Here is an 18,952-nt window from a genome sequence, read left to right as displayed (position 1 = left end):
CCTCCTCAGAAAGGCAGCAGGCTGAGCGCCTGCGCCGCGTTGCGTGCGTTGTACTGGAGCGCGAGCGCGCTCTGCTGCAGCCGGAAGAAGCGGTAAGCCGCCACCGCCAGCTCGATGGCGGGCCCCGATTCGCAGCGGAACACGTCCGGCGTGAGCACCTCCAGCGACAGGCTGATCTTCGCCGTCAGCGGATGCAGCGAGGGCAGGAAAGTGGTCTCGTCGATGCTGTAGTCGGTCACCCGCACCGGCAGGATTCTTCCCGGCCCCCACACCAGCAGGGCCACCGGCACCGTGGGACGCTGCGGAGGCTGCGGCGCCCCGGCCAGCGCCGCCGCCGCGCCCAGCAGATCGCCCAGCAGCCCCTGCGACGGCAGCAGCAGCTTTTCGATCGCGGCGATGCGGTCCGCCACCCCGACCTGTCCCGCAATGGGGTCGCTCTCTTCCAGTTGGTCGGCGGCATCGAAATGAATCTCCAGGGTGACCGCTTCCTTGGGATCGTAGGGCTGCGCCGTCGGGGCGATCTGTCCGCGCCCGGTCTGATCGACTTCGAACGGGTTCCACGGCGTCAGCTTGCGGGTCAGCGTCTCCGGGTTGTACTGGAACGGGATCACGTTGGGGACGACGCCGATCACGTCCTCCGCCAGTTGCACCAGCGCGCCTCGTACCAGGCGCGGACTTCTCGTGTATCCGGTTTCGGCCATTCACCGTCCTCCCGGCTTGCCCGCTTGCGGATGCGCGATCCCGCCCACGATCCCGCCCACGATCGCGTCCGCGAGCCGGGCCGGCGAGAGCGGATGAACTGCCGCGACACGTGCATTGACCGTTTCCCGCCCGGCGAGTCCCTCGAGTTCGCGCGCCCGCAATGCCAGCTCGGTCGCGACCGCCCGCGCCAGCGCTTTCGCCGAACCCGCATCGCCGGCCGGCACGCGCAGCCGCAGACGCTCGATGCGCACGCGGGTCACCGATTCGCCGCCTTTCGATGTATCACTCATCGTTTTCCTCCTTTGCTCTCCAGCTCGAGCGACACGCTGCAACCCTGGTTCGACAATTCGCGTTCCAGCCCCCGCCGAATATCCTCGAACTGCAGCGCTCTTCCGGCCTGCCGCGCGAGAAAAATCGCCGCCAGGACGGCATTCTTGATCTGAGCGCCGGTGGCCTCGACCTTGTCGGCCGCCTGCTCGAGTTCTTTTTCCAGAGCCAGAGCGCGCTCCGCTCCGGCGAGTTCGCGGACCACCTGGCGCCAGATGGCCAGCCGCTGCGCCGCGTCGGGCTTCGGGAAAAACATCAGGTAGCGCACGCGGCGGACGAAGGCTTCGTCGATGTTCTGGCGCTTGTTGGTGGCCAGCAGCGCCACGCCGGGATAATCCTCGATCAGTTGCAGCAGATAGTTGGTGTCGGCATTCGCGTAGCGGTCGTGCGAATCGCGCACCTCGGTCCGCTTGCTGAACAGCGCGTCGGCTTCGTCGAACAGCAGCACGGCGTTCATGTCCGCCGCGCGCGCGAACAGCCGTTTCAGGTTCTTCGCCGTCTCGCCGATGTACTTGTTGACCGTGGCCGCCAGATCGATGCGGTAAAGGTCGAGTTCGAGTTCGGCCGCGATCACTTGGGCGGCCATGGTCTTGCCGGTACCGGGAGGGCCGGCCATCAGCCCGATCAAACCGGTGCCCCGGGGGAACAGCCGCCGCACCTGCTCGTCTTCCCAGAATCGGATGCGGTCGCGCGCCTCGAACAGAAACTCGTCCAGTATGCGCTCCAGCCGTTCCGGCACTCGCAGGTCCTCGCGCCGGAACGGACAATCGAGCAAATGCCCGAGATCGTCCAGGCGTCCGCGCGAAAACGCCCGGGTCAGGCGCTGCACATCGTCGAAGCTCTCCGGCAACTGCGCGGCAACGTGCGCGATTTCGCCGACCTGCAATTGATAGCGTTCGGAAAGCCGGCGCTGCATCTCCGGCGTCCAGGTCCCGGCGATCGGGAGAAAGGCCTCCCATAGCCGACGGCGTTCCTGCGAAAGCAGCCGCGGCATCTCGATCCGTTCCTCGCGCCAACCCGGCTCCGACGGGGCCTCGCCGGGCGGCTCCAAAACCGCGAACTCCAGCGGGAGCTTGACATCGCCGCTCGCGCACGCCCGCAAGACCTGGCCGCCGTACCAGGCCAGCGCGCACCCGTGCAGCAGCACGTGACGGCGGATGCGCACCTGGACACGCGGCCAGCTCGGCTCGGCGATGCGCGAGGTATCGACCGCGACCAGGGCGCTGCCCAGGTTCTGCGCGATGCAGGCCGCCAGCGTCCGCCGGCCGCTCAGGCGTTGTCCCACCAGCCAGATCCGGTTCGGCAGCCCCCGCTCCAGGGACTCCGAGATACGACGGCCGGCTTCCTCGACCGGCCAGCGCGCCAGCGCGGGATGAGGCTCGACATAAGACGCGCAATCGAGCAGTTCCGGATCGAGTTCCGAGCTTCCCTGCAAGAACCGGAGGATATAGGGATCGACGCGCAAGGGGGGAGATTCGGCCGGATCGGCCTGATCCGCCTCGATCACCTGCCAGCGCGCCAGCGCTCCCGCCGGGCTCCACATCGATTCGCGCCCGTAGCCGCACAATCGGGCGGCAAGCACCTCGGTCGGGTAGCCGCGCCGGGCGAGGTCGCCCTCGAGATAGCCATAGAGCTCTGCAATAGGCGGATCGAGACGGGCCGCCAGGCAGACCTGCAATAGATCGGCTTCCCGGGCGCTCGCGCCCAGCACCTCGATCAAATGCCGGAAGGCATTGTCCGGCGACTCGGCGATGGCGTCGCCGTAGGCGGCGGCACGCGCGCTCAGCTCGCGGCAGCGCGCATCCTGCTGGTAGAAACGGGCCTCCTTCTGGGGCGAGTCCAAGTCCAGCAGCGCGACCCGTAGGTGGACGGGCAAGTCCGCGTGAACCGCCGCGCCCGATTCCGTGCTCGCGAGGTTTTCGAGCCACAGCAGGCGGCGCGCGGCCAGCGCACGTATCCGCGCCAGCACGGCGTCGAGCACGCCGATCGGCTCCGCCAGCTGCGAAACGCCGAATTCCGGCAGGGGTTTCGTGCCGGCAGCCATCAGAACACCGCCCACGCCGGCGTCGAGCCGGCCCCGTTGATCAGCAGACTGACCGGCAGCGGGCTCGGCCTTCCGGATGTGTCCACCGCGAAATCGATCTGGCCGGTGTTGGCAGCGAAGTCGTAATTCCCCGCCGTCGCCGTATCCGCGTCGCGGCGGAGGACCGCGCCGCCGACCGAGAGCTGTATGTCGAGTTCGTCCCGCAAATAGCTGCCGAACAGATTCAGGCGAAACCGGCGCGCCGCCGGCGGTCCGCCGAGCCCGGCAAGCGCAACCACCTGGGGCGTGACCGCGAACACCAGTTCGTTGCTCGACCGCTCGAGCAATCTTCCGGTGGTATCTCCGGCGAGTTGCCGCGCGGTGATGACGCGCAGCGAATAGAGACCGGGGTACAGCCTCAGCCCCGCCCCCTGGTCGTCCTGGACGGCCTGCCGCATCGCCACCGTGATTTCCGTGTCGCGGATCTCGAAACCCCAATCGGGATTGTTGCCGTCGTCCACGCCGATGCGGAAGCTGCGTTCCGCGGGCGCGGCCGCTCCCAGGCCGGCCTGGCCGCGCAGCGCGAGGAAGGTGCGCTCGCCGCGAAGGTCCGAGCCGTCGATGCGGAGCCGGTTGTTCCCCGGTGCGACCTCCGGCGGGATGGCGCCGGCCGGGAACAGCGACACGCGCGCCGGATTCGCCGCCAGGAACTGGAACGGAGAGGCCGGATCGGAAGCCGTGAAGCCCGGCGGCGGTATAAACCCGACGAGGTTCTGCACCGCCTGCAAGAGGGGTTGCCCCGATACCGAAACGTAAGCGCCGAGGGAGAAGACGGTTCCCGGCATGGCGGTCACCGGGGGCGTGCTGAGCAATATGACCCGCGCCTCGTAATAGAGCGACAGGCGCGCCGTCAAATCCTGCTCCGAACTCCAGAAATTCACGTTTTCCTCGATCCCCACCGGACGCAGAATCAGCTCGATCCGGTTGCCGGCTCCGGCCAGGTTCGCCGTCTGCAAGATCGGATTGTTGGGCGGATTCGGCGGTACCGCCGGCACCACGGTTTCGTCCGTGATGACCGGAAAATCGTGGAGGGCGCGCGCGACAAAGCCCAGGAGGCGCTGCTCGATCAGGGTGCGGTCGCCGACGCCGGTCGCGCTGGTGTTCCGGGCGGTGATGATGTAATTGAGGATCAGCCCCATCTCGGTGTACTGAACCGGAACATCGGTCATGACCGGCCGGCGGGGCGGCAGGTTCTTGCAGTCCGGGTCCTCGATGAGGTGGAACAGGTAAAGGCTGATGACATTCGGCGACGGGTTGGTCTCGTCCTCCGGGGGCGCCGCCGATACGTCGAAATCGTCGGCGAAGTTGTCCCGCGCAAGCGCCTGGCGAATCAAGGTCGCGATCGCCGTCGTCACCCTCGAGATGTCGGTCAGCGCCATGGGCTAACGTTGCCTCCATCCAAAAGTTCGTCGGGACGCACTGCCCGAGGACGCGGCCCCCGGCCCGGTGCGGGGCGTCGTCGCGTGCTGGACGGGTTTCGCCGGCGGCACGATCTCCACCTCGATCTTGCCGATCTCGAGATGGGTGACGGACCGGCTGTTACGCGCCGGCTCCCCGGCCGGCCGCGCCGGCGCAAGCTCGTTCTGCCGGGCTTGCCATCTCGGCGCGTAGGGATCGCGACTCTCCCCCGGATCTTCCGTCCGGGAGCGCCGCGGTTGTCCGTCGATCCACGACATCGCCCGATGCAAGGCATCCATCACGGGGTCCGCGCTCCGCTCGTGCTCCGCCGTCCGTCCCCGTGTCGCCGGATGCGCGGCTTGCGATGCCGAGGGATGCGGCTGGAAATCGCGAGTTTCCGGCGTCTCCGCTTCGAACAGTGCGTTCACGCGACGACCGCGCGGCCCGGGCTTGCCGGGTCGACCGGGCGGGATGGCCGGCTTCTGCGGAGCGAACGGGAATCCGGACTCGCGCGTCATGGCGGGTTTCTGCGCTTGCACCGAGCGCCCCGCGGACGGCGGCGAGGCCTGTGCCGGAACGCCGCGGATGGTTTCCGACGAGGCCGGAGCCTGCCCGATTTGCCGCTTCGACCCGAAAGCCGGAACACCGGGCTCCGCACCTGCGCGCATCGGCGTCTCCGCCGCGCGCCGCTCGCCGCGAATCGGCTCGGGATCGCCGAACGCCTCGGGCTCGCTTTCCTCGAACTCCGGTGCGGTCCCTGCCCCGGCCGCCGGCATATCGAAGTGCGCGGCGAAGGCATCGAGGTTGAACCGCTGGTCCGCTTCGGCGACCGGCGAGCGGCTCGGCATCGCCGGCCGCAATGTCGGCGTTGGCGCAGTCGACAGCCGCTGGGCGGCTCTCATCAGATATCTCATGGCCACCTCCCGGCCGCGGCGGTTTCCGCCAGCACCAGTCCCGCATGCTGCCGACGCTCGCGGCGGGGCATCTCGAGAATCTCTCGCCGCGACCAGCGGTAGGCGCGCGCCAGTTCGTGCACTTCGCGCGTCAGCAAGGTCCTTTCCCGGCGCAGCGCGGCGAATAGAAACCGGTCCAGGCGGAACGGAACCGATTGCTCGGCGCCGCACAAGGGACACAGGCCATCGAGATCCGTATCCAGGGTCGGTCCCGCCAGCGCCATGACTCGGTCCAGGGTTTCCTCCGGGTGACGGCCGTCGTCCTCCAGCACACAGCGGGCGCGCAGCGCCACCGCCCTGGCTTCCGGATCGAATACGGCCACCTCGGCCAGGTCTTCGCCGGTCGGCAGCCGGAAGCACGAGCCGTCCAAACGGTACGCGCCCTGCCCGTCCGGTCCTTCGAGTCGTTCCAGCAGCTCGTCGTCCTCCGGGCCGGTTTCGGTCACCACGCGCCAAAGATCGGTGAGCGTAAAACTCGACTCGTAGAAAGCGCCGCAGGCTTCACAGCGGACATGGCACTCGACTTCGTCTCCGTAAAGACTGCGAAAAATCGCCGCCAGTATCCGGTCGGTCTCGGCCAGGCTCAGCTTGCACGCCTCTCCCGCCCGCACCGCCGCACCCGGCAAATCGATCAGCAGCCGATCGATCAGTTCCGTGGTCGAGGCATCGCTCAACTCGTCGTTCCCGGAAAGCTCCCGCAGATACACCTGGCGCGGCGACTCGCGATCCGTTCTGCAATGCGTGCGCAAATCCACCTGGATCATGACTCAACTTATTCTTGTGGGGCGGACCGCAGTTCCCGAACGACACCGGTCTCTGCCGCCGCCTGTGCTTTTTCGGGCTTATGGCCCCTCCCCCGACCCTTACGGAAGCTCCGATCAAGTCTCCCGGAGGGAAAGGGCTTTTCGGAGCTTCCTTAAGTTTCTACCGGCTCGACGACATCCGGGTCGCGCTCGTGGCCCTCGTTCTGTACCACGATCGTCTCTATCATCGTGGCATTGGCATTGGCGTCGAGTTCCGGCAGGGACGTGTATTCGGAAACCCAGCAGCGGAAGATGCGGTAGGCCTTGACCGGCACGCCCTGCAGGTTGAGCACCTTGAGCAGCAGGTTGCGCTTGTATCCGGCCAGCGATACCGCCGCATCGCCTTCGGTGCTGTAGACCAGGTTGGCCCATTCCTCGAAATCCGGATCGTGGGTCACACCCCGCTCGAAGGTGATCGGTTCGAACTTGGAGGCTCCGGGGGAGTGGCGCGGCGTGCTGAGATCTCCGCCGTCGCGGTGGCTCACGACCTCGGTCGTCCGCTTGAGCGGACTGACTTTGCTGATCCCCGCCACGGGATCCTGGCGTCCCTCGAAGAACAGCAGAAACTTGAAGTTCTTGTAGGGATTGACGCGGCTGTTCTTGGTAAATTGGGCCATAACGGTTACCTCTCGAGTGTTTCGGCGGATCTAGACCTGAACCTGTCCAGCGAGCTGCTGTAGCGTGATGACGATGAACTCGGCCGGCCGCAGCGGTGCAAATCCGACCAAAACATTGACGACGCCGAGCGCCTGGTCCTGAGGCGTCGTGGTCTCGGCATCCGCCTTGACGAAATAAGCCTCCCGCGAGGTCCGGCCGGCAAAAGCGCCTTTGCGGAACAGACCGTTCATGAAGGCGCCGCCGGCAAGGCGAATCTGCGCCCACAAAGGTTCGTCGTTCGGTTCGAAGATCGCGAAGCGCAAGCCGCGCACCAGGCTCTCCTCGATGAAAAGCGCGAAGCGGCGGACCGGCACGTAACGGTAGTCCGTATTGCCCGAGTTATCGAATCCGTCCAGCGTGCGGGCGCCCCAGCTCACCACGCCCGCCGGGAATGCCCGCACGGCGTTGATGGCTTCCGGATTGATCAAGCCGTTCTGCTCGTCCGACATCGGCACCCGGGCGCCCAGGACGCCGCGGATATCGGCCTCGAGTCCGGCCGGCGCCTTCCACACGCCGCGGCTGCCGTCGATGCGCGACATCAGGCCGGCGATGGAGCCGCTGGGGTCGATGTTCTTTCGCGTCCCGTTGGAACTGACGGTCACCTGCGGCCACCAAACCGCCATGTGATCTTTCACCACGCCGGTCCGCAGGTCCTGCAAGGACTGCAACACGCCGTCGGGGGTCTGCTGCGCCGGCTCGAGGTCGGCGATAAGGAATGCGCGTTTTTTCTGGCAGAACGCGCTGGCCGCTCCCCACAAGGTCGAGCGTATGCTCGGGTCTCCGGTATCGTCGGTGCTCTTGGGCAGAACCAGCAGGTTGAACAGGTCCACCTTCTCATCGAGCTGCCGGTAGGCGGCGTCATAATCCGGCGCTGCCGGAACGCCGCCATCCGAACCGCCCCCCAAGGCTACCGCTGCACGCCCCCCCGTGATCCCGTCGAAAATCTGGTTCGCCCCGCCCAGGTTCGGAGTCTGAGAGGTAAACGCGGCGCCGACCCCGCTGCTCGAATCGCCGAACGCGGGTATCAGCACCAGCCGGTGTCCATGGACCTCCGCCCGCCAATCGTCGCTTTCCGCGGACAGCGCATTGGCGATGGCCTGGAGATTTTCCCGGATGTTTCGCAGCGAAAGCCCGGTGTTGGTCCCCTGGTTCAGGTTGCCGGCGGCTGCCGGATAGGCGATGTCCGCCTGAGCGACCGTAAACGGCCTCACCGTCGCGACGCCGACATTGTCCAGACTCGCCTTGGCCGCGCCGCCGAGCGCGAGCAGCGCCGCCAGATCTCCGGCGCCGGCCCCGTCCAGTACGGAGACCAGGGACGACGGCACGGGGCGCGCCGCCGCGAAACTTCCCACCTCGATCCCGCCCTGCGCGACGCCCAAGCCCAGCGCCTGGGCGATGTCGAGCTGGGGCGAACGTTCGATGAGAACATCATGGCCGGGCGTATCCGCCTCTATCCTCAAGGGAGAGTTCGCGGGCGTGGGCGTGGTGACCTGCACTGGGGTGTGAGTGGCCAGCATGGCATTGATGCGGCCGGCGATGTCCGCGAAGGCGAACCCTGCGCTGTCCAACTCCACCGTCAGCCAGGGCGCGTCACCGACCTTGATCCGGAAGCGTCCGCTGGCCGCGCCGCCGATGGCGGCGGTCACCGCGGCTTCGACCGCGGCCTCATCGGCAAACAGGGCGGCGGAGACGGAGAATGCGTTCAAGGTGGCGGCGGCGTTGACGTTGGCGAGGTTTGTAGCGGCGACCGCCGGGTCCGTGGTATGGCGCACCAGTTGGGACTGCTGATCGATGACGATTGGCGCAAAGCGCGGCCCGTCGGGGTCCATGCCAAGGTCCTTGTGCGTCTCCAGAGCAGAAATCATCGGCCTTCCGTCGGCGCCAAAAGTCTCGCGGAACACGGTCAGATTGAAGGTTCGCTCGGGACTCGCCGTGTTGTAGTCCACGCGCGCACGGATCTGGTTGGCGTCCAGCCCGGCGTCCCGCGATTCCAGCGTGAGTACGATTGAACCGCTCTCGTTCCGCAAATCGGCGGTCGCTTCCTGGGCGGCGGCGTCCGCAATGCGTACGACGAAGGCCTGCTCGCCGCCATTGATGAAAAACTGCCGGACCTGGTCGGTCATCTCGCCTTGCGAGGTGTCGGCCGAGAATACCCGCTCGTAATCCTTGAAGCCGAGAACGCGGATGGGCTCTCGCAAGGGCCCGCGTTTGGCCATGCCCACGAAAGCCGCGATCGAGGTGGAAACGCCGGAAATGGCACGGAAACCGGAAGGGATTTCCTGAATGTATACGCCCGGATAACTGACCTGAACCATCGCCTACTCCTGCCTGAAGCAAAACCTTGCTGGATGATCTTTGAGGCCGGATGGCCCGAACGCGTCGACGGCGCATTCGGAACATACCGCTGCTATCTACACAAAAAACGGCGTATGCCGGCGAAAATGAAGGAGGCGCTGTCGGAATCCTGGTTCCCGGACCGCCCGGCTCCGCCGTAATTCCATTCGGCATTCAAGTGAACATTCATCGTAGGATGGGTAGAGTGAATCCCATCGACGGCGGGACTGTCCTTCGACTGGGCTCAGGACAGGTCCGAGGTTGCCCGATGGATTACGGCTTTGCGGCCTGACCCACCCTACAAAAATGAATTCCTTTTCAAGACTTGATCCGTCTTTTACGGCTGAAGCGCGATGTCCGCCAGTCGCTCGATTTGGGTAGCTCGTTTGCGTGACTTGACAGGAGCTGTTATTTATGAAACTTGCTTGTTCCGGGAAAGCGGGCGCATCGGCACTGATCGCTCGATTTCGAAGACGGGAAGCATTGACCGGGAACCGGGTTCGCGCGGATCATTCGGGCGTAGCCAGGGAGAAAAGCGATGCGCGCCCCCGGTTGGGGACTCGGCAGGGACGCCGGCTTTATTGCTCCATCGAGCCGGCATAAAGAACCGGCACAAAGAACAAGGGGATAGCCCATGAAGAACGACAGGCATTCTATGCCGGCGCCATGCACCATCGCTTCCGCCGACATCGTCGGAGAATTCCGGGTGGGCGACAATTGGTACTGGATCACCAAGATCCGGACCGATGCCGTCTCCGATACGGAACAGTCGAAAAATAACGTACTTTGCCGCTTCGACCTGAACGGTCAACAGTGCTCCATCATCCAAGTCGCCAGCGAATCGATCGAAGAGATACGCTCCCTCACCGAACTACTGACGGCCCGTGAACTGCAAATCGCCGCGCTGGTCGCCATGGGCTGCGCCAACAAACGAGTAGCGCGCCTGCTCAATATCAGCGAGTGGACGGTGGCGACTTATCTGCGCCGGATATACATGAAACTGGGCGTGGAAACCCGAGCGGCGATGGCCTCTCGCTGCGCGTCCCTGATCAGACGGGACGGGTGCGGGCATCCCGTGCAGTGATCCTTACGGCTTGTGCGCTACATCCGCTCAGCTGCGGCCCCGCCGGGCGCGCGGCGCCCCAAGCCTTATTCGGAAACACAGCGCTACTTGACAGAAGCGCAATAGACACCATCGGGAGCTAACCCCCAATGAAAAATGCGGGTAATAATAAGCCATCCGGCCCGAGCTCAACCGCTAGCATGATTCGTTGGCCGGCCGAGTCCGGCTGAACGATGTAAAAAGGCGATGAAAAACATTAATTCATTGATTCGATTAATCGACGATGGGCTATCCACCCAGGTGATGCTCAACGACGGCAGTATGATCTTTCGGTTTCGGCCACACGACATCATCGCTCGGGGGAACCCGGAAGCGGGGGTCGTGGTGGTGCGGGGAATAGTTTGCGTCAAAGGTGAATCGCCCCAGGATCGCGTCATTCCGCTGTGCGACATTGGTGGCGTGTTCAGCGAGCGACCGCGGCGAACCTTCGAAGCGGACCCCGAATTCTTCGAGCGCAACCCGGTACCGCGGGGATGGACGAGAGTTCACGCCCTGGTTCCGGGGAGCGTCGCAACCCCCTGACCGGAACGGTTCGGGCCGGGTACATTCATTCAACCCGTTTGTTTGCGCACGCCTTAAGGAAGCTCTGAACAAACCCTCTCCCTCTGGGAGAGGGATGGGTGAGGGCCTGTTGGATCAACCCGTTTCACAGGTCGCTTCTCCGAATTGGAGACTTAATCAGAGCTTCCTTGAATGAGGGGGCGAGAATGCGCACGGACACATTAAAGGCAAAATCATGGCTGCATTAACAAAACATATCGCTTCGATCGACCTGGCATCCGCCAAACCTACCGGACTCAACGCTCTCGGCGTTCCCGTCGACGAGACGACGCAGGTGAAAAAAGGCAAATTGCAGGAGTTCCTCCAAACCCTGGACACCGGCGCCGTCGCCCGGCGCTACCAGAATATCCGCATCACGGCGGTCAAGACGACCGAGGGGGGCCGCCAGTTCTCCAAGCTGTTCGTCCAGTTCGAAGTCTTCGGCGACGATTGGAGCAGCGTCGGCGACAACACCGGCGTCGCATACGCGCTCTACCAGGGGGACAAGGTTTTGCACGAAATCCAGCAGGGAAGGGTTTTCCTGCCGTATTGCCGCAACTGGTACGAAAACCAGTACGAGCACACGATTCCCAACGAAGTATTCGAGGCCATCACCCGCATCGAATTCGTCGCCAATGCCGACGAAATGCAGCCCGGCTAGCCGCGGAAACCGAGCCGGCACGGAGCTCAGTACATGCCCTAAAGTCGTGTGGAACACGAGTACGGTACGTAGGTCGGCAATCCTTTGCCGACGGTGCCGTTGGGCCAACCGGTTCGTCGGCAAAGGATTGCCGACCTACAAATGCTCGAATCATTTCTCCCTCCCCGAAGACACCGGCGACTTCCTTCAAGCCTGTTTTGCCTTTCGAGCGAGATGAAACGCTCTGGAGTGGAAAACCGGCGGCCGCCCAGTCTTCGGCGGTCAAGCGCCGGGAGCGGTCGTTTTTTTCCTCTCGATCGCTTCCGCCAGTTGTTCCGCCGCGGCGGTAATGGCAGCGGCGCGCCGGCGCATCAGATCCAGCATCTCGTTCAGCAGAACCCGGGGATCGTCCTCCACCACGTCTTCGCCCACCAGCCAGCAGGCCAGCGCGGCTTCATCGCGGCCCAGGGCCCGGGCGGTGTCGCGCTGCCAGTCGGTGCCGAACAGAAACCGCGCCGCATTTCGAAACAGGTCGCGCTCGGAGGCGTCGGGGTCGAATATGCGCTTGGCGGGCTCCTCTTCCGAAAGCTGCGGAGCCTCGGGTATCGTCGCGTTCCGGGGAGGCGGCGCGGACACGCCGAACGCCTCGTGGGTGGCCTCGGCCAGTCGCGAGATTTCGGGCAATACGGAACGAATCAGTTCGGCGCCGGCCAGGGGCACCTTCCAGTGGCGCTTCTCGGGAACCCATTGCACCTTCGGAACCCAGCGCAACATTCGGTGCAGCGTATCGCTGTAGCCGGCCTTGATGATGATGCCGTCGTCGGTGGCCTGCACCCACGGGTTCGGCGGCAGAGGATTGGCCGCCAGGGCGGCGCGCGCTTGCTCTTCGTCAATCATGGTTTTGATACAGAGAGTTATGTTCGGACAAAGCCGCCACAAGTTTGGCGAATTGTCGACTAAATTACAAGGTTATTCGTGTGGGATTTAGCATCGCGGACGGACTTCGCAAAACTCGTCAAGCCCACCCGCTCCGGAGAATCCCTGCCCCCATTCACCCGGAACGCCGCATTTTTCCTTCTTTCGGCGGCGAAACCGCCTCTCGGCCCCGCTCCCGAACCGGCCGCGCACGTCGGCCTCTCGTCCTTCAGCCAAGGTTTGGCGCGACTACTGCTTACCTAATCGAAACGGCCTGAAACGACCCGCGGCCAGGAGAACGAGTGACTATTCGGACATCGACTCCTCAGCTACGGCTCGTTGAGCAGGTCTTGGGACGGTATCGATGTGATTTGACAAATTGCGGAGTGTGCAATGATCGAGATTTCTGCAGCCGACGGCCACGTGTTTTCCGCTTATCGGGCCGAGCCGGCGGACGCTCCCAAGGGGGCGGTAGTAGTACTTCAGGAGGTATTCGGTGTCAACCCGTACATTCGGAAGCTGACCGACACATTTGCGGCGAACGGTTATCTGGCGATTGCGCCATGCCTGTTCGACCGGGTGAAGAAGAACGTCGAGCTGGGCTATGACGACGCCGGCGTCGCCGAGGGCCTGGAACTGGTGAATCAGGTGGGACTGAACAATGCCATCGCCGATATCCAGGCGGTGGTCGAAACCGCCGGAAGCGCCGGCAAGGTGGCCATAGTCGGCTACGACTGGGGCGGCTATCTCGCCTACCATGCGGCCAATATGGTGAAAGGGCTGACTTGCGTCAGCGGCTATTATCCCTGCGGAGTCGCCCACGACTTGTACGGAAGGCGGAGAATTCCGACGCTGCTGCATTTCGGCTCCCGTGACACCTATATTCCCTACGAGCAAATCGTTCATTTCCGCGCCGCCAGACCGGATGTCAGCGTATTCGATTACCCGGCGGGACACGGATTCGCCTGTGAAGAACGGGATACTTACGACGCCGCAGCGGCGCAGAAGGCCTTCGAGCGCACTTTCACGCTGATTTCCCACAACCTGCAAGGCCCCCCGCCCGTTACCCTGAAAAACCAAGGCGCCTATGCCGCGACCAAGGTCGAAAAGAAGAAAAAGCCGGCTTCGGACGACCTGGGGCCGCCGATGGATTAAGGACAACATGAGACGAGAGCCGCTCCCGGCATCCTGAGCGTGCCGGGATGGCTCGATGCTTAATTTGGAAACGGTGTGGTTATGACGGTCATCGAGCGCGATTTCGGCAAGAAGACACGCCAGACAATAAGACGCTTCGGAGAGCTTTTGTGCCTGGACGCCCTGCACGAAGCCAATATCAGGGCCAATCCGGTGCCCTACCTGGAACGCGCGAGCGAACGCATCTTCCAGCTGGAAAGAGCTTTGTTCGAAGCGGCCCAAGTTGTCGCGCCACCCGAGGATTCATCCCCGCCGGGGGAGTTGGTTCAGGTGGACAAGGCGGAGTACGAACGCCTGTTGCGCTGCCGCGAGATCGTCGAGAAAGCGCTCGCCGAATACGCGAGGGATGAGGAATTCTGAGCGTCGGGAGCGCCTCTTGATAACATCGGAGACGAAACACGATGAGTGCGACCGAACTTTCAGCAGAAGATACCGATCAGCGCGAGGCCAAAATCAGGGAAGCCACCGAGCAAGGCCTGTTGGTCAACGATGCGGTCCTGCTGTTCAGGAAAATCGTCGACCGCATGCCGACGACGACCTGGCTTCTGGACGCGAAGCGGCTGGTGGAAACCGACCCGGTTCCGGAACACGAGGCCGGGCGGAAAGCCGATGCCAAAGAGGAGCTGGACGATCTGCACAAGGACCTGGAGTCGCTCTCGGTCGACTGGGTCACCGGCTGGTACGCGCGCGGCGCCCTTTATGTGACCAAGGATGGCGCGTTCGAGGATTTTCGCCGTTACGTCGAAACGCTGGCACCGGAACTCGGCGCGCTGCAATTGGGCGGCCCCGGTGAAGCCGCTCCGCCGGAGGCAATAGAGAAAATTCGCGAAGCGATCCGGCCCTGTGCACACCGGGTGGTCGTCGAAATGCTGCAAAGCGCCCACCTGGTGGTATCCGATGCCATGAAATATGCGTTATCGGGCTGACGGACCGCTGGCCTTTTAAGCCGCGCGATCACCGTAAAGCTTCCAGGTTTTGCTTAAGGAAGCCCCAACTAAGCCCTCTCCCGCTGGGAGAGGGTGGGGTGAGGGCCTGTTGGATCAATCCGTTGCGCAGGTTGCTTCTCCGAATTGGAGACTTAATCAAAGCTTCCTTCATTAAAGGAAGCCACGAATTTTCGGGCGAGAGTCTGTTTCTGTCGCGTCTCAGCCGTTCGCATCCGCACGCCGCTTTGAAGAACTACTGGCGCGACACCATGGGTAGCCGGGGAATACTTTACTCTGTGCGGTATCGACCCGGCAGTTGGATAAGGCAATGAAGGCGTATTGCGCCGCTCGTCTAACGCGGGAGGCACATTACTCCGGAATCTTGGAGATTTTTTGTTATGGCTATAAACCTCAGATCGTTTTTCAGCGGCCCCGAATGGGCTGAAGTCAGTATTCCCGACTGGTTTAAGGAACGGGCGGAAGCCCTGATCGGACAGCTCGGCGACGACAATCCCGATGCCCAGGTTTTCAAGGACATTCTCGTCGCCGGCCGGATCGAACTGGAGGCCGTGATGCGCGCGGATGAGCTGGCCGGAACCACGCAGAATCCCGATGTTTTTCTTCTCGCCATCGACATCGCGACTCATGGGTTCACCGTATTGCAGATGATCGCCCAGATGGTCCCCTGGCGGGAGAAAGCGGCGTAGAGCGCTTTCATCTCGCTTTTCCGGCCTAACTCCAATTCGCTTTCAGTCAAGTTTTAGTTTTTTGTAGGGTGGGTTAGGCCGCCAGGCCTAACCCACCGAGCAACTTCGGACCTGTCCCGAGCCAAGTCGAAGGGTCTGTGGGTTACGCGGAGACGAAAGGCCTGTCCTGAGCTCCGTCGAAGGGCTAATCCGCCATCGATGGGTTTCGCTTCGCTCTACCCATCCTACGTCGAATGGAATAACGCGCTTGGCGGAAGCCGACGAATCCATCGGGCAAGATCACGAAACCGGTGGGTTACGGCGCGCGGACAATCCGCACGGCGTTTGCCGGCTTGGAGCAGCGCGCGCCGCACCCGCCCGAATTTTCGGGTGAGCACTATCGGGGAAAACGGCCGCCGACGCGGACCGGCGTTTCTCGCCGGTCGCTTCCGGCAAAACCCGGCCAGCCGGCTCAGGCCGGAGTCGAAGCCTTGTCCCTGGCCTCGAGTTCCGCGCGAATCTTGTCCATATCGAGACCGCGAACATGCTCGATGACCTTTTCCAGCGAACTGGCGGGTAAGGCGCCGGATTCCCGGACCACCATGATCTTGTCCCGCAACACCATGAGCGTCGGCACCGAGCGGATGTCGAACCCTCGCGAAAGTTGCTGCTGTTGATCGGTATCGATCTTGCCGAATAACACATCGGCATGTTTTTCGGAGGCGGCTTCGAAAACGGGCGCAAAAGCACGGCATGGGCCGCACCAGGTTGCCCAGAAATCCAGAATGACGATGGGATTTTCGTCGATCACCTGCTGGAAGGTGTCGTCGGTGACTTCGATGACGGCCATGATTCAAATACCGGGGTTGTTTAAGGAAAAGAGGAACCCAAGGGTTCAGATATACACAAACTGGCCTTGGGCCAAGACCGGATAGTTCTTGCGCAAGGCGTTGGCGATGGTGGCCACCAGTTGCTTGTCGCCGGCGGCCGAAGGGCCTACGAAATCGGTGCCCTGCTGCCAGAGTTCGAAAAAGCAGTGCAGCTCCTGGTCGTAGGCGGTGTCGGTCGGATTGCTGGTTTTGTCCTTCAGACTCACGATGCCGTTTTTGTCGACTTCCAAGCGCCAATCGCGGTCATCTTCCACCGAAGCCAGCAGCTTGGCAACATCGGCTTCGGACCAATCAAGTTTCATATCGAAAGACATGGGAGATACTCCTGTCGCGGCTCGGCCGTTTCGCCGAACGGGATTCGTTGTACGTCGGGACCGGGAGGCGGGCTAGCCGGTGATGTCAACCTGCACTATTCCGTTCTGTACGCGCATGGGATATTCCTTCATCTGCCATCCGGCCGGCTGCAGAGACTTGCCGCAGCGCCCGTCGAACACCCATCCGTGGGCGATGCAATAAAGAATTCTGCCGTTGAAATCGCCCTGACCCAGGGAAACGCCTTCATGCGGGCAACGGGCCTCATAAGCTTTCGGCTCCCCGCCATCCGCCCACATAATGACGATCTCTTTGTCACCCACCTTGCAGGGCACCACCTCCCCCTCGGCAATCAGGTTTTGTTTACAAACGTCTTCAAAGGCCATAAAGCGTCTCCGGATAATTCGAACCAGACCGGGGTTGGATGAAAAGGATCACAGCAGTTTTGGTTCGTACGTAAGAATTGATTGCAAATGACTTTAGCCCACGCCCGCAAACCAATCCGGCAGCCGCTCTGAATTTTCGAAACCAAGGCTCGGGCGGTCGGGCCATGATGCGTCCGGCACCGGTTTCCTTGCACGAAAGCGAGGCTTGTTACCACATACTCATGTTTCAAGCGATAAACATGCCATCGGTTTACGGCCGAAATTTCCCCGTGATTTCAAAATGATCGACCTTTCCAGCCTATGTCCGGAATCCAACAAATGCGACAAACCGCGTTGGTGTGATCTGAAACAGGCAACGGATTGCCGAATCCTGATCATTAGCTCACCCGGCTGGTCGCCCCGCCGGATCGATCATGATCGATTCCGGATCGGTTTCGGCCGGCCGCTCCACCAGCGGTTGACTCCCCACAACACGACCCCGACGCCCAGCAGAGCGAGTGCGATCTCGTAGTCGCCGGCAGGACGACCGGACAACCCTGGAAGAGCCAGATAAGCGCAAAGAATCGCGCCCAGCACGGGCGTTCCGGGCGGCGCCCGGAAATGCGCATGTTCGACGCGCTCGCGGCGCAGCACCAGACAGGCGATATTGACTCCGGTGAAGACGCACAGCAACAGCAGGGCCGTGGTGCTCCCCAGCTTTCTCACGGCGTCCTCACCGGCCGCCACGACCAGCACTACCGCGATCGCCGTGGTGCACAGAATCGATACCCAGGGCGTGCGGCGGGACGGGTGTACGGTACCGAACAGCGGCGGCAGAATCCGCTCGTTCGCCATGCCGTACAAAAGGCGGCTGGCCATCAGCATATTGATCAGGGCGGAGTTGATCACGGCAAGCAGGCCGATACCGGCGAACAGCTTCAGCGGAAACTCCGGCGCGCCGGTGGCGACCACCTTCAGCAAGGCATCGGACCCCGCGGCCGAAAGCAGCTCGGCCGGAACCAGCAGTGAAGCGGCGACTGTCACGAGCCCGTAAATCACGGCTGCGGCCGCCAGGCCCGACAACAGCGAGCGCGGGAAGATCCGTGCCGGATCGCGGCATTCTTCGGCCATGTTCACCGCATCCTCGAATCCGACCATGGCAAAGAAAGCCAGTGAAGTGGCGGCCGTGACCGAGAGCAGCACGCTTCGGCCGTCGCTGGCGAACTCCAGGAGCCGGCCCGGCTCGCCCTGGCCGCCGGCCGCCGCGTACGCTCCGATGGCGATGACGATCAGAAGGCCCGATAGCTCGACCCCCGTAAGCACCATGTTGATCCAGACCGACTCGGCCACCCCGCGGAAATTGACCAGGCCGAGGACGATGAGAAATCCGACCGCCACCGGCAGCACCGGCCAGGCGACGAACGGCTGCAGGTAGGTGGCCGCGAAGGCGCGGGCCGCCGCCGCGGCGGCCGTGATACCCGAACTCATCACCGCGAAGGCGACCAGGAAAGTCAGGAATGGCATCCGAAATGCCCGCTGGGTGTACAATGCGGCGCCGGCTGCACGCGGATACTTGCCGACCAGCTCCAGGTAGCTGAACGCGGTCAGGAAAGCGACGCCGAATGCCACGAGAAACGGCAGCCACAGCGCGCCCCCGATGTGCCCGGCGACGCTGCCGATGAGCGCGTAGATACCGGTACCGATGACGTCGCCAAGCACCAGGAAGAAGAGTAGCCCGGGCCCGATCGCCCGCTTCAGAGGCGACCGGTTCTGAACCCCGAGCCGATGGGTCTCGCTCATTTCATCGCCTCGCCACGGGGAGTCGCGGAAACTTGTTTTACCATAGCCGCCATCCGATTATTGCTATTAATCAGGCCCGTAAATACCCTCCTGGTATTGACGGGCCGCCGCCCAAGCCGGTACACGCCCGGCCTGGGCTCACGCGGCTTGTCGCCGCGCCGGGGCATCCCTGCCCCGGATTATCCCGGCCTATATTTATAGGCCGGGATAATAAACGTCCCTGCATCGAGAAAACTGTAGTCGTTACGAGCTTGATTAATATTTTCAGAGCGTCCCGATTGAAACTGAAGCTTGAAATGTAATA

At 63.1% G+C, this 18,952-nt stretch carries 20 protein-coding genes; 7 read left to right on the top strand and 13 right to left on the bottom strand.

The genetic code is table 11. The features are described from left to right. Positions 1 to 5 precede the first annotated feature (5 nt). The 8 genes from sS8_RS20665 to sS8_RS20630 form a co-directional block, all read right to left on the bottom strand. The gene (locus sS8_RS20665) at positions 6 to 701 is read right to left on the bottom strand and encodes a hypothetical protein (protein ID WP_119631417.1); all 696 of its coding nucleotides are present in this window, start codon (positions 699 to 701) and stop codon (positions 6 to 8) included. Next, positions 702 to 992, bottom strand: coding sequence for a hypothetical protein (locus sS8_RS20660; protein ID WP_119631416.1), 291 nt, complete (start codon positions 990 to 992; stop codon positions 702 to 704). Further along, complete coding sequence (locus tag sS8_RS20655) at positions 989 to 3,073, bottom strand: ATP-binding protein (protein WP_119631415.1); 2,085 nt, start codon at positions 3,071 to 3,073, stop codon at positions 989 to 991. Before sS8_RS20655 ends, sS8_RS20660 begins: the two co-directional genes overlap by 4 nt. Continuing rightward, complete coding sequence (locus sS8_RS20650) at positions 3,073 to 4,491, bottom strand: DUF4255 domain-containing protein (RefSeq protein WP_119631414.1); 1,419 nt, start codon at positions 4,489 to 4,491, stop codon at positions 3,073 to 3,075. Before sS8_RS20650 ends, sS8_RS20655 begins: the two co-directional genes overlap by 1 nt. A 3-nt stretch (positions 4,492 to 4,494) precedes the next feature. After that, a complete protein-coding gene (locus sS8_RS20645) occupies positions 4,495 to 5,424 on the bottom strand; it encodes a hypothetical protein (RefSeq protein WP_145986633.1) in 930 nt (309 codons plus the stop codon). Continuing rightward, positions 5,421 to 6,227: a hypothetical protein gene (locus sS8_RS20640; RefSeq protein ID WP_119631412.1), complete on the bottom strand. Its 807-nt coding sequence runs from the start codon at positions 6,225 to 6,227 to the stop codon at positions 5,421 to 5,423. The genes sS8_RS20645 and sS8_RS20640 overlap by 4 nt, the downstream gene beginning before the upstream one ends. Positions 6,228 to 6,379: 152 nt before the next feature. Next, on the bottom strand, positions 6,380 to 6,883 hold the full coding sequence (locus sS8_RS20635; RefSeq protein ID WP_119631411.1) for a phage tail protein: 504 nt from the start codon (positions 6,881 to 6,883) through the stop codon (positions 6,380 to 6,382). A gap of 30 nt (positions 6,884 to 6,913) precedes the next feature. Further along, the gene (locus sS8_RS20630) at positions 6,914 to 9,238 is read right to left on the bottom strand and encodes a phage tail sheath family protein (protein WP_119631410.1); all 2,325 of its coding nucleotides are present in this window, start codon (positions 9,236 to 9,238) and stop codon (positions 6,914 to 6,916) included. A 653-nt stretch (positions 9,239 to 9,891) separates the two neighbouring features. Here sS8_RS20630 and sS8_RS20625 point away from each other — a divergent pair. The 3 genes from sS8_RS20625 to sS8_RS20615 all read left to right on the top strand — a co-directional run bounded on the left by sS8_RS20625 (position 9,892) and on the right by sS8_RS20615 (position 11,581). Further along, on the top strand, positions 9,892 to 10,341 hold the full coding sequence (locus sS8_RS20625; protein ID WP_197716590.1) for a response regulator transcription factor: 450 nt from the start codon (positions 9,892 to 9,894) through the stop codon (positions 10,339 to 10,341). A 225-nt stretch (positions 10,342 to 10,566) separates the two neighbouring features. Beyond that, on the top strand, positions 10,567 to 10,902 hold the full coding sequence (locus tag sS8_RS20620) for a hypothetical protein (RefSeq protein WP_119631408.1): 336 nt from the start codon (positions 10,567 to 10,569) through the stop codon (positions 10,900 to 10,902). Between the two features lie 214 nt (positions 10,903 to 11,116). Beyond that, positions 11,117 to 11,581 (top strand): hypothetical protein, encoded by a 465-nt coding sequence (locus sS8_RS20615; protein ID WP_119631407.1) that lies wholly within the window; start codon positions 11,117 to 11,119, stop codon positions 11,579 to 11,581. Positions 11,582 to 11,842: 261 nt separating this feature from the next. Here the strand turns inward: sS8_RS20615 and sS8_RS20610 are convergent, their stop codons facing one another. Continuing rightward, positions 11,843 to 12,457: a hypothetical protein gene (locus tag sS8_RS20610; protein WP_119631406.1), complete on the bottom strand. Its 615-nt coding sequence runs from the start codon at positions 12,455 to 12,457 to the stop codon at positions 11,843 to 11,845. A gap of 411 nt (positions 12,458 to 12,868) precedes the next feature. On the opposite strand from sS8_RS20610, the gene sS8_RS20600 reads away from it, so the two are divergent. The 4 genes from sS8_RS20600 (at position 12,869) to sS8_RS20585 (ending at position 15,302) form a co-directional block, all read left to right on the top strand. Next, positions 12,869 to 13,630 (top strand): dienelactone hydrolase family protein, encoded by a 762-nt coding sequence (locus sS8_RS20600; RefSeq protein ID WP_119631404.1) that lies wholly within the window; start codon positions 12,869 to 12,871, stop codon positions 13,628 to 13,630. A 75-nt stretch (positions 13,631 to 13,705) separates the two neighbouring features. Continuing rightward, positions 13,706 to 14,029 carry a hypothetical protein gene (locus sS8_RS20595; RefSeq protein WP_197716589.1) on the top strand — a complete coding sequence of 108 codons (324 nt, stop codon included), beginning with the start codon at positions 13,706 to 13,708 and terminating at the stop codon, positions 14,027 to 14,029. Positions 14,030 to 14,070: 41 nt separating this feature from the next. Next, positions 14,071 to 14,595, top strand: a complete 525-nt coding sequence (locus sS8_RS20590) for a hypothetical protein (protein ID WP_119631402.1) — start codon at positions 14,071 to 14,073, stop codon at positions 14,593 to 14,595. A 398-nt stretch (positions 14,596 to 14,993) separates the two neighbouring features. Next, positions 14,994 to 15,302, top strand: a complete 309-nt coding sequence (locus sS8_RS20585) for a hypothetical protein (protein ID WP_119631401.1) — start codon at positions 14,994 to 14,996, stop codon at positions 15,300 to 15,302. 451 nt (positions 15,303 to 15,753) lie between these two features. On the opposite strand, the gene trxA is transcribed toward sS8_RS20585, so the two are convergent. From trxA to sS8_RS20565, 4 genes are all read right to left on the bottom strand, one after another. Then, positions 15,754 to 16,131: a thioredoxin gene (gene trxA, locus sS8_RS20580; protein ID WP_119631400.1), complete on the bottom strand. Its 378-nt coding sequence runs from the start codon at positions 16,129 to 16,131 to the stop codon at positions 15,754 to 15,756. 45 nt (positions 16,132 to 16,176) lie between these two features. Next, a complete protein-coding gene (locus tag sS8_RS20575; protein ID WP_119631399.1) occupies positions 16,177 to 16,485 on the bottom strand; it encodes a hypothetical protein in 309 nt (102 codons plus the stop codon). 72 nt (positions 16,486 to 16,557) lie between these two features. Further along, complete coding sequence (locus sS8_RS20570) at positions 16,558 to 16,869, bottom strand: Rieske (2Fe-2S) protein (RefSeq protein WP_119631398.1); 312 nt, start codon at positions 16,867 to 16,869, stop codon at positions 16,558 to 16,560. A gap of 411 nt (positions 16,870 to 17,280) precedes the next feature. Then, a complete protein-coding gene (locus sS8_RS20565) occupies positions 17,281 to 18,648 on the bottom strand; it encodes an APC family permease (protein WP_119631397.1) in 1,368 nt (455 codons plus the stop codon). Between the last annotated feature and the right edge of the window lie 304 nt (positions 18,649 to 18,952).

This window comes from Methylocaldum marinum, from assembly GCF_003584645.1.
Taxonomy (GTDB): domain Bacteria; phylum Pseudomonadota; class Gammaproteobacteria; order Methylococcales; family Methylococcaceae; genus Methylocaldum; species Methylocaldum marinum.
Note: the sequence above shows the minus strand (reverse complement) of the source record. Positions and strands in the feature narration are given on the sequence as shown.

Coding starts and splice junctions, on each gene's coding strand:
- sS8_RS20640 (WP_119631412.1), bottom strand. CDS start 6,227: ATGATCCAGGTGGATTTGCGCACGCATTGCAGAACGGATCGCGAGTCG.
- sS8_RS20650 (WP_119631414.1), bottom strand. CDS start 4,491: ATGGCGCTGACCGACATCTCGAGGGTGACGACGGCGATCGCGACCTTG.
- sS8_RS20575 (WP_119631399.1), bottom strand. CDS start 16,485: ATGTCTTTCGATATGAAACTTGATTGGTCCGAAGCCGATGTTGCCAAG.
- sS8_RS20600 (WP_119631404.1), top strand. CDS start 12,869: ATGATCGAGATTTCTGCAGCCGACGGCCACGTGTTTTCCGCTTATCGG.
- sS8_RS20665 (WP_119631417.1), bottom strand. CDS start 701: ATGGCCGAAACCGGATACACGAGAAGTCCGCGCCTGGTACGAGGCGCG.
- sS8_RS20590 (WP_119631402.1), top strand. CDS start 14,071: ATGAGTGCGACCGAACTTTCAGCAGAAGATACCGATCAGCGCGAGGCC.
- sS8_RS20625 (WP_197716590.1), top strand. CDS start 9,892: ATGAAGAACGACAGGCATTCTATGCCGGCGCCATGCACCATCGCTTCC.
- sS8_RS20565 (WP_119631397.1), bottom strand. CDS start 18,648: ATGAGCGAGACCCATCGGCTCGGGGTTCAGAACCGGTCGCCTCTGAAG.
- sS8_RS20615 (WP_119631407.1), top strand. CDS start 11,117: ATGGCTGCATTAACAAAACATATCGCTTCGATCGACCTGGCATCCGCC.
- trxA (WP_119631400.1), bottom strand. CDS start 16,131: ATGGCCGTCATCGAAGTCACCGACGACACCTTCCAGCAGGTGATCGAC.
- sS8_RS20630 (WP_119631410.1), bottom strand. CDS start 9,238: ATGGTTCAGGTCAGTTATCCGGGCGTATACATTCAGGAAATCCCTTCC.
- sS8_RS20585 (WP_119631401.1), top strand. CDS start 14,994: ATGGCTATAAACCTCAGATCGTTTTTCAGCGGCCCCGAATGGGCTGAA.
- sS8_RS20570 (WP_119631398.1), bottom strand. CDS start 16,869: ATGGCCTTTGAAGACGTTTGTAAACAAAACCTGATTGCCGAGGGGGAG.
- sS8_RS20660 (WP_119631416.1), bottom strand. CDS start 992: ATGAGTGATACATCGAAAGGCGGCGAATCGGTGACCCGCGTGCGCATC.
- sS8_RS20620 (WP_119631408.1), top strand. CDS start 10,567: ATGAAAAACATTAATTCATTGATTCGATTAATCGACGATGGGCTATCC.
- sS8_RS20645 (WP_145986633.1), bottom strand. CDS start 5,424: ATGAGATATCTGATGAGAGCCGCCCAGCGGCTGTCGACTGCGCCAACG.
- sS8_RS20610 (WP_119631406.1), bottom strand. CDS start 12,457: ATGATTGACGAAGAGCAAGCGCGCGCCGCCCTGGCGGCCAATCCTCTG.
- sS8_RS20655 (WP_119631415.1), bottom strand. CDS start 3,073: ATGGCTGCCGGCACGAAACCCCTGCCGGAATTCGGCGTTTCGCAGCTG.
- sS8_RS20635 (WP_119631411.1), bottom strand. CDS start 6,883: ATGGCCCAATTTACCAAGAACAGCCGCGTCAATCCCTACAAGAACTTC.